This is a genomic window from Tardiphaga sp. 866_E4_N1_4, from assembly GCF_052076075.1.
GTDB lineage: Bacteria > Pseudomonadota > Alphaproteobacteria > Rhizobiales > Xanthobacteraceae > Tardiphaga > Tardiphaga robiniae.
The window spans coordinates 3,944,722-3,962,973 of the sequence record NZ_CP197242.1 but is presented as its reverse complement, the minus strand read 5'-3'; the positions used below and the strand labels follow the sequence as shown (position 1 = coordinate 3,962,973).

General features: G+C 54.4%; 10 protein-coding genes and 1 pseudogene. 7 read left to right on the top strand and 4 right to left on the bottom strand.

All coding sequences use genetic code 11. From position 1 onward, the window contains the following. Positions 1–81: 81 nt before the first annotated feature. The 4 genes from AB8B20_RS19190 to AB8B20_RS19175 all read right to left on the bottom strand — a co-directional run bounded on the left by AB8B20_RS19190 (position 82) and on the right by AB8B20_RS19175 (position 8,588). Positions 82–2,991: an ATP-binding protein gene (locus tag AB8B20_RS19190; protein WP_439074293.1), complete on the bottom strand. Its 2,910-nt coding sequence runs from the start codon at positions 2,989–2,991 to the stop codon at positions 82–84. Positions 2,992–3,254: 263 nt separating this feature from the next. Next, positions 3,255–4,205, bottom strand: a complete 951-nt coding sequence (locus tag AB8B20_RS19185; protein ID WP_439074294.1) for a helix-turn-helix domain-containing protein — start codon at positions 4,203–4,205, stop codon at positions 3,255–3,257. 213 nt (positions 4,206–4,418) lie between these two features. Beyond that, on the bottom strand, positions 4,419–7,277 hold the full coding sequence (locus AB8B20_RS19180) for an ATP-binding protein (protein WP_439074295.1): 2,859 nt from the start codon (positions 7,275–7,277) through the stop codon (positions 4,419–4,421). Between the two features lie 417 nt (positions 7,278–7,694). Continuing rightward, positions 7,695–8,588: an SDR family oxidoreductase gene (locus AB8B20_RS19175; RefSeq protein WP_439074296.1), complete on the bottom strand. Its 894-nt coding sequence runs from the start codon at positions 8,586–8,588 to the stop codon at positions 7,695–7,697. A gap of 359 nt (positions 8,589–8,947) precedes the next feature. Here AB8B20_RS19175 and AB8B20_RS19170 point away from each other — a divergent pair. The 7 genes and pseudogenes from AB8B20_RS19170 to AB8B20_RS19140 form a co-directional block, all read left to right on the top strand. Continuing rightward, positions 8,948–9,259: pseudogene (locus tag AB8B20_RS19170) on the top strand (winged helix-turn-helix domain-containing protein); the annotation flags it as partial. A 105-nt stretch (positions 9,260–9,364) separates the two neighbouring features. Then, positions 9,365–11,812: an ATP-binding protein gene (locus AB8B20_RS19165; protein ID WP_439075000.1), complete on the top strand. Its 2,448-nt coding sequence runs from the start codon at positions 9,365–9,367 to the stop codon at positions 11,810–11,812. 261 nt (positions 11,813–12,073) lie between these two features. Further along, positions 12,074–13,102, top strand: a complete 1,029-nt coding sequence (locus AB8B20_RS19160; protein WP_439074297.1) for an ABC transporter substrate-binding protein — start codon at positions 12,074–12,076, stop codon at positions 13,100–13,102. After that, positions 13,099–13,875 (top strand): ABC transporter ATP-binding protein, encoded by a 777-nt coding sequence (locus AB8B20_RS19155; protein WP_439074298.1) that lies wholly within the window; start codon positions 13,099–13,101, stop codon positions 13,873–13,875. The genes AB8B20_RS19160 and AB8B20_RS19155 overlap by 4 nt, the downstream gene beginning before the upstream one ends. Next, on the top strand, positions 13,876–14,631 hold the full coding sequence (locus AB8B20_RS19150) for an ABC transporter permease (RefSeq protein ID WP_439074299.1): 756 nt from the start codon (positions 13,876–13,878) through the stop codon (positions 14,629–14,631). 756 nt (positions 14,632–15,387) lie between these two features. Beyond that, a complete protein-coding gene (locus AB8B20_RS19145; RefSeq protein ID WP_439074300.1) occupies positions 15,388–15,612 on the top strand; it encodes a DUF3551 domain-containing protein in 225 nt (74 codons plus the stop codon). Positions 15,613–16,375: 763 nt separating this feature from the next. Beyond that, positions 16,376–18,217, top strand: coding sequence for a PAS domain-containing sensor histidine kinase (locus AB8B20_RS19140; protein ID WP_439074301.1), 1,842 nt, complete (start codon positions 16,376–16,378; stop codon positions 18,215–18,217). The last annotated feature ends 35 nt before the right edge of the window (positions 18,218–18,252 follow it).

Here is an 18,252-nt window from a genome sequence, read left to right as displayed (position 1 = left end):
TTGGGAGACAAAAAGCCCGTTATTGATCCTTAATGCTTGTTAGATTTCGCAAAACCCCACCTCGGCGCGAACAATTCGGCGTTAAGAAGCAAGTTGAGCCAGGAGTGCTTTAGCAACGGCGAGATCAGACGTATCGAACCCTTCGGTGAATTTGCTGTAGGTTTCATGAATCACATTGTGGCCCGTTTGCCGGCGGCCAGTCTGTGATTGTAATCGTCCCAAACTCATGGCGGCCCTCAGCTCCCAGCCGAGGCCGACGTCTGCGCGCGCTACCTGCAGAGATTCTATGAAAAGCTCTTCCGCAGCCGGAGGGTTGATGAGCCCCAAGCCAAGCAGAACCTCTCCTTTTACGCGCAGGAATTCGGAGCGTGACCAATAGTTGTAATACCCCTCTTGCCGTTCGAACTCCTTCATCATGCCTATAGCTTCACCCGCCGCACCGGTGGCAGCTGTGGCGGTTGCGAAAGCGCCTATGAAAACTGGATGGAAGACTTTGTACGCGCTGTCGTCCAGTCGCTTAAGGCCTTCAGCCAGCAACGTTTGGGCTTCCGCGGGGCGGTCCTGGCGCATATGGCAGACGCCGAGGAGGCATTGGCCTAACCCGTGATAGCTGACGAATCCATGTTGTCTCGACCTCTCTATGAGTTCCGCCGCCGCCCTCTCGCAGTCGGATACTTCGGAGCCAGCGAGCCATCTCGTGATTCCCGTCCAACCAAGGGCGACACAGAGAGGGAGATCGAAATTTAGGGGTCGTGCCTCCTCTACGGCGGCGGCACTTGTCTGCAACGCCTGCTTTGGAAATCCCTGTATCCAAAGGGTATTGCCCAAAACAGAAAGCCCATCAATGCGCCGGTCGTAGGCGATGCGGGACGTCCAGAGAAGGCGCGATGCATTTGTATCTGTGCTTAGTCCGTGCTGCAGGCTGTCTCGCGCTTGTGCAAACTGTCCGGTATGATGCTGCGTCACTCCTCGCATCCACGAGGCCATTGCTTTAGAACCGGTATCCTCCGACGTTTCAGCAACAATCCCGGCCTGGCAGGCGACAGCCTGAGCTTTTGGGTAATTTGGAAATCGAATGTGGAAGCCCCAGAGCGCCAAGATTGCACTCAACTGATACTCGACGTCTTGGAGGTTCTCTGCAATCTCCAGAGTGCGTTCCCAAGTCGCTTGCGTCTCGGCACCCCATCCTTTCGTGAAAAGCAACGAACTGGCGAGCGCCTTTTGCAGGATCATTTCTGCTCGCGTGCCTCGTCCTGCCTCGTCGAGATTAGAAACGGCATTCTCGGCCCAGATGCGACATTCGGTAAGAAGCGACATCGACATCCACAAGGGAGGGGATACGACAGTAAGCGAGACGCCTATCGCCTTATCTCCCTCGGTAGAGAACGCCCATTTGAGTGCAGAGCGGATATTGTCAATCTCGGGTGCGTAAACTGCGGCAAATGCGAGTCTGTCGCTGGGCGCGTCGGGCGCTTCAAGCAGGTCGCGATAGTACAGTGCGTGCTTTTGGAGCATCGCGTGCAGGTGACCACTTTCGTCAAGCTTATTTAATGCATAAGCTCTGGTTGTCTCAAGCAGCCGGAAGCGAGCATTGCCTGATCCGACCTCGGCAGTGACGAGAGACTTAGCGACGAGGCTCTCCAAGCCGGCTGCAATCACTGCAGGCGTCCCGCTGTCCGACTTTGCGACCTCGACTGCTGCGTCGAACGTAAAACCTCCGTGAAAGACTGCTAGACGTTTGAAGAGGTCCTGCTCCGAACCTCCAAGGATGTGGTAGCTCCAATCGAGGGCCGCGCTGATGGTCTGATGTCGCGGTGCGGTCGTACGACGATTGGCTTTAAGTATTTGAAGTCGATCGTCGAGATGGTTCACCAACCCGCGCACTCCGAACGTGCCTACGCGGGCAGCCGCAAATTCAATTGCAAGCGGAACGCCGTCCAACTTTCGGCATATATCGCTAACCGATGCGGCATCATCATCGGTCAATTCGAAATCGCTTGTTGCGGCCGCCGCTCGCTCAACAAAAAGCTGAACTGCGGGAAAAGCGAGTGCGTCCGATGCGGTTATCGCGGTCGATTGACTCGGGCTGTCTAACGGTGAAAGACGAAATACTTGCTCAGACTCGACGTTTAGATGCTCACGGCTCGTCGCCAGAATCCGTAACTCGCGAGTTCCCCGGAGCACCTCAGTAACAAGTGCAGCAGCTTCATCAATCACATGCTCGCAATTGTCGAGCAAGAGCAACATCTGCTTTGCTTTCAACCCGTTGACCAAGTCCGGCATCGGATGGTCGGAGCGGATCTGAAGTCCCAGCGCAGAAGCCAGGGCGGTCGGAACAAGTGAAGCATCAGAAATCTTCGAAAAGTCGATCAGCCATACTCCGTGATTGTAATTGTGTAGAGATTTTTCAGCCACATCTAGCGCCACGGAAGTCTTTCCGATTCCAGCTGCGCCGACCACACTTATGAAGCGGTGTTGCGATAGGTGGTCTATCAACTTCTCGACGGTGACGGTCCGTCCAATCAGTGGTGTCAGACACGCCGGTAGATTGTGCGGTCCTGTTTGTTCACGGTGTTCATTTGAAGTAGTAGTCGGTGTGACCGGAGCGACGAATCGATAGCCTCGACCTGCAACGTTGATAATATATCTGTTTCCTGCACGCCCATCGCTGAGCGTGCGACGAAGCGCGCATATGTGAACGGTCAGATTCGCCGGCTCCACGACGACGTTCGGCCAGACCTTCGCTAGTAGCTCGTTCTTACTAACAAGCTTTCCGGCGCTCTCTACGAGGACTGTCAGAATCGCTAGGGCGCGACTGCCGAGCCGGACAGGTCGCTCACCCTCAAGCAGCATGCCTTGCGCGGCAAAGAGAGAAAACGGACCAAAACGGTGTCCGCTTGCCGTTGTCGCGATAGCGCCGCTAAGAGATTTCGATGGATCGCGTTCGGATGAATTAAATTTATGTGTCGGGTTGGAGGCGGGCGGGGCCACGTTCTACCTTCAGTTCGGACTTGATCACGGGATGCTCCGGTTATCTGAACATCTGTGAGGGGTGCCAGCAACGGTTGTCCGCCGTGCCTACGACGAAAACCGTGCGTATTGGCAATGTCCGAGCCTGAGGGACACGAGTATGAATAGTTTTAGTGAACGCCGATAGAGCGTGGCATACGATGCGGTCTATTCGCGAATAGTCTCTTCGTCTTGCGAAGAGACCGCTGATAGGCATCACTCACCGCTTGGCTTGTTCGATTAGATCAGCGCCGAGTTTCCGCATTAGTACGTTGCTTACCACGCCACCGGGCCGGCGTTTCATCGACAATACGTTTAAAGGCCGTCGAGAAATGCGCTTGGCTGCGGAATCCTGAGGCCAATGCGACCTCCGCCAATGGCATCCCAGAGTTGGCGATTGCGTCTTTCGCAAAATCGATCCTTTGTTGAAGGAGATATTCTCTAGGGCTGCACCCCGTTGCGACTCGGAATTGTGCAGCAAAATGCATTCGAGAAAGGCCCGCGATGGCCGCGAGATCCGATAGCGTAATCGTCTCTTCGATGTTGAGACGAATGTAATCGACAACTCGTCTTAATCGCCAGTGAGGTAGCGCATTCGTCCTTCCACGGTGATGGTGAATGCGGGCAATATGCATTGCAAGGGTCTGTCCGATGCAGCGCACATACTCCGAGTCTGCTCCATCGGAACGTTTGGAGAGCGGCTTACAAAGCTGCTGCGTGAATGAATCTCTGAATATCGCCGGTTTGTCGGATGCTCGGCGGTCGTCCCTTGTTGAGCTCCCTTCAAATGTGAGGAAGTGGGTCGAAGGAACATGAACGTGTAGAAAGTCGTAAGGCGTCAAGAAGGTCGCCTCCAGCTCGGCCATTGGTGTTGCTACAAGCACCGTTCCCGCCGTCATCATGCCATCGATAACTTTCTGACCGTTTTTAGTAAGCTTGAGGCGGGCGCCTTTTATGGCGATGCTGACTATGTGTCGATCTGATGGGACTGTCACGGCGACATGACGGAGCTCGTCTGTTTCGCCTATCCATCGCGTTACAACTGAACCGTGTGGTGTCGGGGACTCATGGTCCTGTGGCTGACACCACCGGCTCTCGATGTGGAGTGGCGTGTAATCAGGACGATCTGTACCGTCAGCAATTGCACCGACGAATGGGCGGTCATTCAGTTCCGGAAAAGCGCATTCTGGAAGCATCTTCGGTCTCCCTACAAGGCGGTCTTGTCCGCCGTTGACAGCAAGATGCCCCGGATCTGGTCACAGCGCTTGTTATGGATGATTAAGGGTTATTAATTTTTGCCAAAGCGCTCTGGTTCACCTGCGACAGCCCGTCGCATGGTTCCAAGACGAGTGCTTCTGCGGAGGTTCTCTGAAGTCGCCAGTACTCTAGCCAGGGGCAATAACTCACTGTCACACCGAAATTTCCTCAATCTCGTCAAGAAGCTTTCGGGCCGCAGCGAGGTCTCTATTCTCGGAGCCCTCACCGAATTGGTCAATCACACTCACGAGTAAAGAACGAGCCTCGTCGGCCAACTTTTGTCCCGCCAGAAAACGAGCCAGCGGAATGGCGGCAAGAATTTCCCAGGCGAGTGCGAACTGTCTACGGGCGTGATCTATAGAACTTCGCAGCGAGGACTCCGCTGCGGCGATGTTTGGTCGTGGGAGAGCGAGAAGGATCTCGCCTCGCGATCGGAGCAGGCTTGGAAGCCAGAATATGTTACCGCGCGTTTCAACAACAAGTAGTTGGTCATTGATAATAGCAAGCGCTTCATCTGGCTGATCCAGACGAAGAAGCCCACTGGCGAGCGCGCAAGCAATCGGCGGCGTCGCGATATGTAAGCCGAGGCTTTGTAAGGTTTGTAGTGATGTCTTAAGAACGTCGACCCCTTGTGATATCTCCCCCCTTGCGACAAGAAGTTCGCCCCTAAGAGCTTGGCCGATCGCCCAATCCCGAGGAAATGGGGATTTGCGAGATGTTGCGATAGCGCGTTCTATGGGATCAACCGCTTCTTCAAAGCGTCCCAACCACAGGAGAACTGGGATCGTGTAAAGGACGGCAATCGAGCGCGAGATAGGTGGGGCGCTATCCGATTTGTCATGGATTATCCGAGTTGCAAGTTCATAGGCTTCGTCAGATCTGCCGCGCAACCACGAAGCCCGTGCCATCACTACGTCGGCTCTGGCTCTATGGTTGAAGCCGAAAATACTCGCAGGCACGATCGGGGCATCGCGCGCGAGCTCATAGCCCTGTTCACAGTGATGAATGGCGGCCACTTGGTTGCCCGCAAAATGATAGGCCGCACCCAACACCCATTCGGCGACAGCTATCTCGGCCGTGACGCCAGTGTCATAGGCAATGGCGGCGCAGCGGGTTGCTGCGTCCAGTGCCTCGACAAAACGTCCGGCGCCAGTATGAGCGATGTTGAGGCCGATCAAAAAGCGGATTTGATACGTTCGCTCGCCCATTTCACTGCTAAGTTGCACTCCGGATTTGATCTCAGCTCCAATCTCATCAGGAATATTATGAGTCCATAAAAGGGATGTCGCTAGCGCCGCTCGCAATTCCAATTTCTGCTGCTCTCTACCGCCGCTCGATTTGTAAATCTCCAATGCCTTCTGGCACCAGCTACGACACTCAACGTATAGTGATAGCTCAAGCAAGAGTGGGACCGCATTAACTGCTAAGTCGACGCTCTCATCCTCGCTGCCAATAGCCGCAAAACTGCAGGACAGCGCTTTTCGAATGTTCTCGAGGTGCGGTGACAACTCCAGTGCTTTGCTGTGAGTGATGCTCCCTTGCTGCTTTGTAGATTTCAGAAGAGCTGAAAAATAGCGAATGTGGCGCTGAGTCACGAGATCGGTATCGCCCCGCTCGCGAAGCTTACTCATCGCATACTGCCGCGTCGTGTCCAGAAGTCTAAAGCCGGTCAGTTTTTCTGGTGGTACAAGTGATGAGAGGAGCGACTTTGCCACCAAACTATTAATTGCGGTGATAATCTGGGTTCTCGAATTGTCGCTATCCGACACGATGGTGCAGGCGGCATCCAAAGTGAACGGCCCCGAAAAAACCGAAATCCTACAAAGAGTTGTGCGTTCGATATCCGAGAGTAAATTGTAACTCCAATCGATCGTAGCTCGTAGTGTCTGATGTCGCGGGGCGGCCGTGCGGCGACCTTTCCATATCAGTTCGAACTGGCTATCCAGCATTGAGGCGGTTTCACTGACACCATGAGTGCTCGCACGTTTGGCGGCTAGTTCTATTGCCAAAGGGATGCCGTCGAGTTTGCGACAAATATCGGCGACAAACGGAGCGTTCAAATCATCTAACGCGAAGCGGCCATCGCTGGCACTTGCATGTTCTACGAACAACTGTATCGAGGGATAAGTAAGAGCCTCCACCGCTGTCAATGAATAGCCGTCGGCGGGATGTTCAAGCGGCATCAATCGATATACATGTTCGCCTTCCACCCGTAGTCGTTCTCGGCTTGTCGCCAGGATATGCAACCGTGGTGCATCCGCGTATAGGAGCTCCGCCAATGCTGACAATGAGTCGATAACATGCTCGCAGGAGTCGAAGACAACGAGCATTCGTCGTTCGGCCAGGAAATCGACCAGAGCTCGCGTGGGGTCGACCGTCCGGACGAGGAGACCGAAAGCCGCTGCAATAACGGTAGGAACGAGTTCGTGGTCATGCAGTGATCCCAGATCGAAGAAATAGACTTCGCCATCGAATTCTTTAAGCAGGGCGTGACTCACCGATAGGGCAACAGTTGTTTTTCCAATGCCGCCGGGCCCGACAACAGTGACAAATCGTTCGTTGCGCAATCGATTCAGAAGATCGTTCACTGCTTGCTCGCGTCCAACCAGTCTCGCAACTTGCGTCGGGATCCGGCTCTGAGCTGTGGCAATCCTCGCTTCGGTAACGTTCGTTCCTTTCAATCTCTGAACCGGAGCTACGAAGCAGTAGCCCTGGCCGGATACTGTCGCCAAGAACCGCGCGTCAGATCCCTCAATTTGGAGCGCTTTCCTGATCGCGGATATGTAAACTCTCAAGACGCCAACATCCGCTGATCCGTTCGGAAATGGTTGCGCAAGCAGTTCTTCCTTGGCGACGACCGTGCCCGCCTTCTCAACGAGGATTATTAGAACATCCATCGCGCGGTTAGTGAGAGCGACCGGCTTTCCCTCGACCTCTAAACGTCGCGCAGACAGGTTCAGCCGAAAGGATCCAAAAGTGACCATGTCGTCATGTGCGGAGCCACCGTGCATCTCAGTTCCTCAGGAGCCCATGTGCGACCTTATATGAGCTGTCAGACTGTAAGAAGGTAAACAGGGACGAAAATCACCAGTAGACCATGCAACGACATAGGCAGCGCGAATCTGTGCAGAAGTTTCGAAGTTGATCGAGCGCGTCCTAAACTGAAAGTGCGGCGCTCTTCTCAAGATGCCACAGCAGTGGATCCTACCAACGAGGCGAACGGGTTCGCACTATGAACCAATGCTCGGCCCGCAAGACCATCGCTGATTGCAAGTTTCTTTTATAGCATCATCAACGCTTGATTATCGCATCGCGGTTAAACCGGGCGCGCTACCCTCTTTTTGAGGCACCCTTCGGTAACCTACGGGAGATCTTGGCGATCTCGCCAAAGTGAGATCGAGCTGCGCACGTCTAGCTTGCGGTAAACCTTACTTGAATATAGCCGGCTTTAAAATATCCTCTACGCCGATTCGTCGGAACAGATCGGCTCGCGCTTGATCAGCATATTGATCAACTGTCACCGCGCCATCATCGTCTGGATCAAAATGAATTCGAAGTGGTCGCTCGCCAAAGGGCAGGTCGACCGTTGTGGCAATGGCAGCTGCAATATCTTGCGCATTTGTGTCGCGCGGGGAGAGGGACGCCACACCTTTGAGTGCTGTCTCACTTAGATCACAAGTCGGACCGTCGCCATACTCTTCCGCCCTTGCGCGGTCACGCGGGCGACCTGATCGGATATAATGGTCGGCCCCTAGGGATCTAGGCACGATAATGGTTGTCTCGATCCCCCATCGTGCAAGTTCTCCCGCGTAGCACAGCGCCAATGCATCCATACTCGCTTTGGTTGCAGAATAGATGCCCAGAAACGGCGGTGTGCCGCCCCGAGCTCCACTGGACGACAGCCATACCAGCAAACCTTCACCACGCTTTCGCAGCTGCGGCAATGCTGCGCGATTAACCCTCTGGGCACTGACAACATTTGTGTCGAAAAGCTCGCCTAGCTGTTCCGCGGTGAATGCTTCTGCGGGTCCGTAGACGATATGACCCGCATTGTGAACGACCACATCGAGACGGCCGTTTTCGTCGATGATGGCCTTGACGACCGCGTCTACAGACGTCTGGGAAGAGACATCGATGTCAATCGTGCGGAGCTGAAGATTGTTCTGGCGCGCAAAGCTGTCCAGGTGAGCGGCGTGGCCAGCGTTGCGGCCCTTTGTATCACCCATCGAAGCGTAAACCGCGTGTCCCGCAAGCGCCAAATGCTTGCATGTCTGCTTGCCAATCCCGTTGGACGCACCGGTGACAATGATGATCTTTCGCATCCCTCACCTGATGTCTTCGAGTGGAATTGACGCGGTAGCGGCGGCGGGCCAAAAAGGGCGGCGCCCTTCTAGAATACCGTGATCATGCTCGGGCCGTATTGCCGTCGTCTTTTCGCCAACCAGCGATATTGCCTAAACGCACGAATGGTTCCAGGGTAAGAAATGTTGGCCGAGTGTCCGAGCTTACGCCGCGCAAGGCCGAACCATTGCGACCCCCTCTGCATGAGGCATCCGCTGGTGCTGGTTTAATAGAAAGACATTCTAACGCCGTTTGATCCACGTGTCGCTTGCGGCTCTCCGCAGAGGGGCTTTAACCGGACATTGGAGGCGAAAGAACTAGGCTGCAACGAGGGCGAACGATGGGAGAATTGTTGGTAGAAGCGGATCGACGACCGGATACTCTTCAGTTCGGTCCGTTTACTCTGTCCGAGGTCGGACGGCTCCTGCTGCGTGATGGGAAACCGGTGCACTTAGGCGGTCGTGCATTCGATGTTTTGGTGGCATTGGTGGCGCGCCCGGGGCAGGTCGTTAGTCGACGCGAGTTATTGGAAGAGGTTTGGCCCGATGTGACCGTCGATGACGGTAGCCTGCGCTTTCATATAGCGTCATTGCGGAAGGCTCTAGGCGACGGTGCCGATGGCACACAGTATGTAACGACCATGCAGGGACGCGGATACTGTTTCGTCGCTCCCGTAACATCGTCAAGATCGGCAACTTTAATCAAAAAGGGGAGGGGTGACCTACGTTCGCACGGATTACCGCCTCGCTTGGCGCGCATGGTTGGCCGGGATGCTGCAATCGAGACCAGTGCTCAAGATCTGAGAACAAAGCGCTTCGTCACCATTGTCGGACCGGGCGGCATTGGTAAGACGACAGTCGCTATTGCAATTGGACACAGGTTACTTCCAGATTTCGACGGTTCAGTCTACCTCATAGACCTTGGACCACTCAACGACCCCCGATTAGTAGCTAGTGCGATAGCGTCGACGCTTGGGCTCGCCGTTCAATCAGAAGATGCGATGTCGAGCGTTATAGCGTATCTGAGGGACAGGCGGATCCTGTTGATCCTTGATAGCTGTGAGCATGTTGTGGAAACAGCGGCAATGCTCGCCGAACAGATCTATCGTGAGGCCCCACAATGCTACCTGCTTGCAACAAGCAGGGAAGCATTGCGCGTTGCCGGTGAGCATACGCGACCATTGATGCCCCTCGACAGTCCTCCCGAAGGTGTGCCCATTACGGCTGACGAAGCGCTGCGGTTCTCAGCAACGCAGTTGTTTGTCGAGCGCGTTGCCGCCAGCGGGCATCCGTTCGGATTCAGTGATCGTGATGTGCCGGCGGTGGTTGAAATATGTCGACGTCTTGACGGCATTGCTCTCGCGATTGAGCTAGCTGCAAGCCGCGTGTCGACCTATGGTCTCGAAGAAACGGCAGCTGGCTTGAATAGCCGCTTCAAGCTACTGTGGGAGGGACGCCGAACAGCCCTCGCAAGACATCAAACGTTGGGAGCAGCGCTGGATTGGAGCTACGACCTGCTGAACACCGATGAGCAGATCGTGTTGCAGCGTTTATCGATCTTTGTTGGAATCTTTCCGTTGGAGGCGGCACAATCGGTCGTGAGCCGAGATAATGAGGATGGCCAAAGCCTCGTTGAGACGCTCAGCGGTCTTGTAAGTAAATCGTTAGTAGCCGCGGATGTCAGTGGCTTAACAACGCATTACAGACTTTTAGATACCACGCGATCCTATGCGCTTGCTAAGCTGAACGATAGTGGTGATGCAGATGAAATGGCATGTCGGCACGCGCGTTTTTTTCGGGGCTTGCTCGAACATGCATCCAGAAGAGCTCTCGCTTCTCCGAACGAACAAGCCATGACACAGTGCGGTGCCTACATCAGCAACGTGCGTTCGGCGTTGAAATGGTGCTTCTCTGACACGGGAGATACTAATATCGGGGTCGGTCTTGCTGCCGCCGCCTCCGCTTTGTTCTTAGAACTCTCATTACTTACCGAGTGTAGCGATTGGACAGAAAGAGCGATTGCACATTTAGAGGATAGCAAGCTGAACACGCAGCTTGAGTTGCAACTCCAGTCCGCTCTAGGTCTTTCTCTGATGTTCACTAAAGGCAACGGTGAACGCACGCAGGAGGCGTTGGAGCGCGGCCTTGTACTAGCTGGGCGACTTGGTGACACTCAGAATGAGCTTCGACTTCTCGGAAGGCTGCATATTTTTCACGAACGAGTTGGTGAATTTCGAACCGCGCTTAAATATGCTCAACGTAGTGAAACGGTGGCGTCGATAATCGGAGAACCGATTGGTATCGCAGAGGCTCACTCAGCCCTTGGCATTTCCTATCATCTTGAGGGTACCAATGCGGCGGCCCGTTTCCATCTCGAAGCAGCCACCGCCAAACCTTCAGGTGTGGCGAGCGAAGATACGTTCCGCTTTGGCTTCGACTATCGTAATCGCGCGCGGATAGCCCTGGCGCGTGTTCTTTGGCTTGAGGGGACGTCTAGTCAGGCTCTGGCGATGGCTCGTGATACAGTTGAGGAAGCCGAAGCACTCCATCATCCGGTGACATTGTGTATTGCTTTGATCTGGGCGGTATCACTGTCGATATGGAACGGAGATTTTGAGACAGGCGAACAGTATATCGATCGCTTTATTGCATTGGCCGACCGGCATTCACTTGCGCCCTACCAAGCAGCGGGGCGCGGAGTAAAGGGAGAACTATTGGTGCGACGGGGTGAGCCGTTGCCTGGCGTCGCTCAACTCCGTGAAGCATTAAAGGCTCTCCACACTTTACGTTACGAACTGCTGACTGCGTCTTTTATGCTGTGCGAGGCGGAGGGGTTGGCGACGCTGGGACAGAATGACGAGGCTAACCAGGTTATCGATGAGGCGATAGCTGTCACGGAGCGAAACGGTGATCTATTCATGATGCCCGAATTAATGAGGGTTAAAGGATCCATTCTGCTCTCGCTTCAGGGAAAGCGTACGGATGATGCGGCCGCCTGGTTTCGCCGTGCGTACGACCTTGCTGGCAGTCATGGATCTACCGCATGGCAATTACGCGCAGCGACAGGTCTGGCAAATTTAGAGGCGCGGCGCGGGCGGATCTCCGAAGCACGGAAGTTGCTCGAGCCAATCTGCAATCGGCTTTCTCGCGAGATAGAAAATGCGGACTTGAAATCCGCGCGGGATCTGCTGGGTCGTTTGATCTGATGGCGTCTCTAATCGTCGCGTCTTGCTCGATAGCATCCGGGATGACCGGAAATCACTTGGAAGCAAGCAAGTGATATGTTCCGACCGGCGAAAGCCCGAGCCCGCGATATCGAGCTTTTCGCATTCGCACGAAAATCGGATGGAAAATTGTTCGTACGCGAATTAATGTTTTCTCACCGAGTTGTAGATAGGTAGATTGCCCAAGCCGCGAACTGTCGTTGGGGTGTCGCATTTTTCAGAAATATGCACGCGGAGTTTTACATGACTCACGGCGAGATTTCTCGAAGGGCCTTCGCCTTAGGCGCCGTTTGCGTCGGCTGTCTCCCCTCGACAAAAGTCGCAGCGCAAGTCGCAGCTTTGAAGGTCAGACTGGATTGGACGCCGTGGGGTGTTCACGGGGCAGTTCATTTAGCCCAGACAAAAGGTTGGTTAGAAGCGGCGGGATTGAATGTACTTCTCCAGGATGGCAGTGGATCAGCGTCGACTGTTCAGCTACTGGGCAGCGGCGGCGAGTTTGACGTAGGCCATGCCTCCCTTGCGACAATGATGGTCGCGCGCAGCAAAGGACTTGCGGTTAAGGCATTTGCCATTTTCTTCAGGCAAGGCGACATTGGGCTCTTTGTTCCGAAAGGCAGTGGCATTAAGGCGCCCGGTGACCTGAGAAACAGGAAGGTGATTTACACAGCCGGATCTTTGGAGGCGCCGTTTATCGATACCTTCCTTGCAGCTGGTAAATTGAATCGCAATGAGGTTGAGCTCGTAGCAGTTAGTGCCGCGAGCAAAGTGGCCGCGTATGTAGCGGGACAGGCGGACGCGGCATTTTCGACGATACCCTTCTTTGTCCCGGCAGTGGCGACGGCGCGCCCTTCAGATGCGATTCGTTTCGCGGACTACAATTTGCATATGCCCGGATACGGTTTTCTAGCTCAGGAAGGAACACTTCATGGTCCGAAGCGTGAGGCGATAGCACGGTTTGCAAGTATTATCTCTGCCACTTGGAGCTATATCTACGACGGCCATCAGGACGAGGCTGTCGACGCAATTGTCTCGCAGCGTCCGCAGGCGCGTCTCGATAGGAAAGTCTTGCGCGCTCAGATCGATTCTCTCCAAGGTTTTGTAGAGTCGCCAGCGGCGAGAGAGAAACAACCGGGTGAGATTGTCGCTACAGATTGGGACATTGCTGTTGAGACTCTCAGTGCGGTGGGGCTTCTGGACCCAACGGCAAGAGGAGAGCAGTTCATCGAAACCGGTTTGGTGAGTCCAATAGATTTAGCTGTGCTGCGTCGATGAGCGCCGTTACCGCAACGTCCGTTCACAAGATCTTTGCAGGCGATAGACGCATTGTCGCTATCGATGAGGTCTCCGTGGACATCCTTGATGGCGAGTTTGTCTGCATCCTAGGCCCTAGCGGATGCGGAAAGAGTACTCTGTTGAGATGTATCGCTGGGCTAGAGAATCCGACCTCCGGTAGAATCATCGCAAACGGCAGTGAGGTTACTGAGCCTCCGCAAGATATCGGAATGGTGTTTCAAAACGATGCCCTATTGGACTGGCGGACAGTTGCCGACAATATTTTGCTACCCATCGAATTTGCGAGAAAGTCGCGTAGGCAGGCGGCGCAGCGCATGGAAGAACTGTTGCGAATGGTTGGATTGACGCAGTTTAGTCGTTCCTATCCGAAGGAACTGTCCGGTGGAATGCGGCAGCGAGTGGCAATTTGTAGAGCTCTAATCAATGCCCCGTCCCTATTGTTAATGGACGAGCCCTTCGGCGCCCTCGACGCGCTGACGCGAGACCAAATGAATGTCGAAATTCAACGCATATGGGGACAGGTGCGACATACATGCATCTTTGTCACTCACAGCATCGTTGAGTCAGTTTTTCTCGCTGACAGGGTGATCGTTCTTTCTCCACGCCCTGCGCGCATCGTCGAGACTATTGATATCGATCTCCCACGTCCGCGTAAGTTGGCTATTAGAGAGACCGCAGAGTTCGGCGCTTATGTGCTGAGAATCAGGCGCTTATTCGAGGGCATGGGTTTGATTGAAGAGGGCGATCTATAGATGCCGCTGACGGGAAACCGACGGGCAAGGCGACTAATCAGTGTTGTCAGCTTTATAGCCGTTCTGCTTCTATGGGAGTTTGCAACGTGGGAATTCCATGTTCGGCCGGTGATTCTGCCTGCTCCATCGGATATCATCCACGAGCTTAGGCAGGACGTTCTCTGGTATTTATCAAATGCTGGTCACACTCTGTTGACGACGCTTGTAGCCTTTGTTCTTTCCGTGATCATCGGTGTAACCATTGCCGTGTCGCTGGTGAACCTACCGTGGTTCGAGAGTGCTATCTATCCGCTGATTGTATCGTTCAACAGCGTGCCAAAAGTGGCCGTCGCGCCACTGTTTATAGTTTGGCTTGGTACGGGAATGGAGTCGCAAGTAGCAATCGCGTTTTTGATCGCAGTATTCGCAATCATAGTGGAGACAGTTCATGGACTGCGATCCGTTCCGCGCGATATCGTTGATCTCGGACGAATCTTAAGAGGATCGGCGGTAGCGCTCTTCATGAAAATCAGTCTCCCGTGCGCCTTACCCTATATTTTGTCGGGTATGAAGGTTTCCATATCTCTGGCTCTCGTAGGAGCCATTGTTGGAGAGTTTGTCGCATCTCAACGTGGTCTGGGTTATATCATTCTTTCGGCGCAAGGATCGTTTGATACGGCGCGTGCCTTTGCTGCCCTATCGCTTTTGGCGGCAATGGGTATGATCTTGTACTCGATTATAGAATGGCTAGACCGTCGGGTGGTTCACTGGAGATGAGCAGTCGCGGTTGCAGCAGCTTCGCAGCCGTTCATATTTGTAATTCTAGCTCAAATTCGAGAAGAGGTTCGGCGTGAGCGGCGCCAAGATCGCTTTGACCGCGTGAATGATCGTCCCTCCCCCCGCACCAGACGGCCGCGCCGCCCCGCCCGCCGGCTGGAGATTGTTCGCAGTGGTCTTGGGCTTGAGCGACACAAAGCCCAAAGGCCGCCCTTTCGCAATGAGGGCGGCCTTTCTTGTATATCGGGGACGACGGCAATCAGTGTGAATAAGTAAAGGAATACTGACGCTCGATATCCGTCTGGCGCCAAGGGCGCGTAGCAGTACAGGATCCGCAGCGGAATCACGTATGGGCCGCGTCATTTCAGAAGACCCGAATGTGATCACGAACATTGCGGCCGGTACGATGCACGATAAGGCCGTTCGGTGCCCCAATTGGGCCAGCGGATCGGCCTCCCACGCAGCTTCTGAAACCACGTGCAAAGAGAGAAATCGCATGAGTTTCAGACAATATGTCGCCTGCGCGACGAGATAAAAACACAGAGTGAAAGGTGGGATGGGTTGCGTACGTCGAACAAATGGCGAGCCGCCACCTCTCAGGGGGGCGCCGACGCGCTGTCCGCAACGAGCGGTTTCAGCTCAAGCGTCGTTGTCTATGGGCAAGATTGTGGAAGCGCGTGACGCGACCATCCTCTTGCTGGCGATATCTTCTGAGCGGAGCTTTGCTCGTTGCGCATATTCAATGGGAGCAATACCATGCGCTACATCATTCTCGCCCCGTTCATGGTGATGGCCGTTTTAGATATTTCCACGTGGTCTCCTCATTCCGGCGCCAAAGACTTATTCTGTATCCACTATCCCGGCGAAGACGGTGATTGTAGTTACGGAAGTGCGGAGCGGTGTCACGCCGCCGTGCGAGGTCCGGCGGTGTGTATCCTTAATCCGAAATTGCTCGCCTCAAGTAGCGAGCGAGCTCCGTAGCTGAATGAGCGTATAGGTCTCGTATCCGCCGCCGAACAAACAACTCCCCAGAGCGCGACGGTGAAGAGAGTGCCTGCCATCCCCTGACGTCGGTCTTCGCGCGATGTGCAATCATAAAATGAACTAGCGACCGAAAAAGTAGGCCGCCTTGTTATGGAAGGCGGCCCCAGTTTGCTCGGAACCCAGGGAGGCGTGGGTTCGAGTGAACAACGATCAGCGACAACAATGTCGAATAGCAGCGCTGCGCAAACGAGGAAATGACGGGTTGGGATATATCGATGGATAGTCCGTCCAATCGCGCGATGAGCGCTGAATATAGAGCCTCGTGTAAAGTACTATTCTCGACATGACGGAAGCTTTCTCCAGCGCACGATTAAATAATGTGCGCTGTCTGCAAATAATGATGAGCTCACAAGTCAGACGCGTCGATCATTCAGCAGAAGTCGTGGTGTTAGCCTCGGATTCCTCGGAAGTGATCCGTAAGTCGTGCGAAAGCAGAATCTACATACGGATAAGAAATATGCCGGGCCGGGACTCTGAGAAGTTGTGCCGGTGTGAGTTTTCCGTCGACTAGGACGCGTGGCGAGTAAATCGGACAATAGATCTCGGAGGATGCCCCAGTGTCTCTTCTTCCATGTTTCTTAGTTATGGCTGTATTTGCGGGGTTGCTGTTCGCCGCAGATGAAAGCGAAGCAAAGTAGAAAAGCGATCTGACGAAGAGGACGACTGAGCTCACTGTGCTTGGCCGGTATGAGGACACGAGGTGACGGAAGAACCGAGCTTACTCGATACACTACCTGCCTTGGCATGGAGGGTAATGCCTGGCAAAGGGGCCTGCGAATTTAACTTAGAATGGCTAGGGTATACGGGGGCGGACCAAAATGGCTCGAGAGGAAACGGTTGGCTAGGTCATATTCATCCGGAAGATCATGCGCAGTTATGGATCGCCGCTAACTCGAGTGCCGGCGACAGTACGGGAATCATTGAAGTCCAAATTAGAGAGAGTACGGGCGCCTTTCACTGGTTCCTGCTGAGATGGACCAAGGCTATTTCACTTGACGGCGCGCTTGAGCACACAAGTTTCGTGGCTCTAGACATTCATGGGCGGAAGCTTGCCGAGCAAGCGAGAGATGCTCGCGCCACGGAGGTAGATGCGATCCTTCAGCATGTGCCGACGATGATATGGCGGACGACAGCAACGGGCGAGATGGACTACGCCAACGAACGATATCTCACTGTCTGGGGGCGGTCATATGATGGCGTTAAGGGATGGGGCTGGAAAGATTCGATACATCCAGACGATATGCCTGGCATCGTTGCCTATTGGTCCGAACAAGTGAAGACAGGTTGTGACGGCGTCTATCAGTTTCGTGTCGGCAACCCGGAACGCGGCTATCGCTGGTGTGTTTCGAGGTGTACGGCCCATATTGATGCCGGTGGAAAAGTCCAAGCGTGGTACGGAGCATCCTTTGATATCCAGGAACAAAAGCGCGCCGAGGAGCGTCTGAGTCGCAGCGAGGCGTTCCTCCGACAAAGCCAATCCATTAGTAAGACCGGAAGTGTTGGCGTGGATCTCGTCTCGGGCGAAATTTACTGGTCCGATGAGACATACCAAGTACTGGAGATCGATCCTTCCGTACCACCCGGCTTCGAGGTCATGTTGGAGCGTGCACATCCCGATGATCGCAGTCACATGGCAGCGACGATCGATCAGTTCAGGATAGGCAGTTCGATCATTGACGTTGAGCATAGGTTGGTCATGCGCGATGGTCGCGTCAAGTATGTGCGGTTCTTGGCGGATCACGCGTCTGCGGGCATTGATGCAGGGGTTAGCCTAGGCGTATTGACCGATATTACCGCTGCGAAGCAGGTGGAGGAGGCGAACCAGAAAATTGAAGCGGAATTATCCCGCATCACTCGGATCGCGACTATGTCCGAGGTGACCGCATCGATCGCGCATGAGGTGAACCAACCACTTTCAGCTATTTTGACGAGCTGCCAGGCTTGTTTGCGGTGGATTAATCGGCCATTGCCAAATTTGATGGAGGCCGGACAAGCGCTTAAACAAGCGATAGATAGCGCCAGGCAAGCCAGCGACGTCATCGGGCGACTACGCGCGGTCTTTAGTCGGAAAGAAACGGAGCGCACCAATCTGAATCTAAACGCATTAATAAGCGCGACGCTGCCGCTACTGCGAGAACAGACCGCACGGCATCGCGCAGCTGTCAGCATGGATCTCGCCGGTGACCTACCGAGCGTAACAGGAGATCCGGTGCAGATCCAGCAGGTACTCATCAACCTAATCACGAACGGGCTTCAGTCTCCAAATGCCAACGCCGGGTCGGACCGGAAACTTCATGTTTGCACAAAGGACAACGACGACGGCCTCGTCATCGTGGCGGTCACTGACGATGGACAGGGGATTGAAGCTGATCATATGGAGCGCCTCTTCGATCCATTCTTCACGACCAAGAGCGACGGAATGGGGATGGGCTTGTCGATCTGCCGATCGATTGTCGAGGCCCATAACGGCCGTATGTTTGCAAAAAATAATAAGCAGGGCGGCGCAACAGTGGGCTTCACCCTTCCCTCGTCGGCTCAATGACGCCCAGTAATGCAGTAGAAGAATGGGGCTGCTGA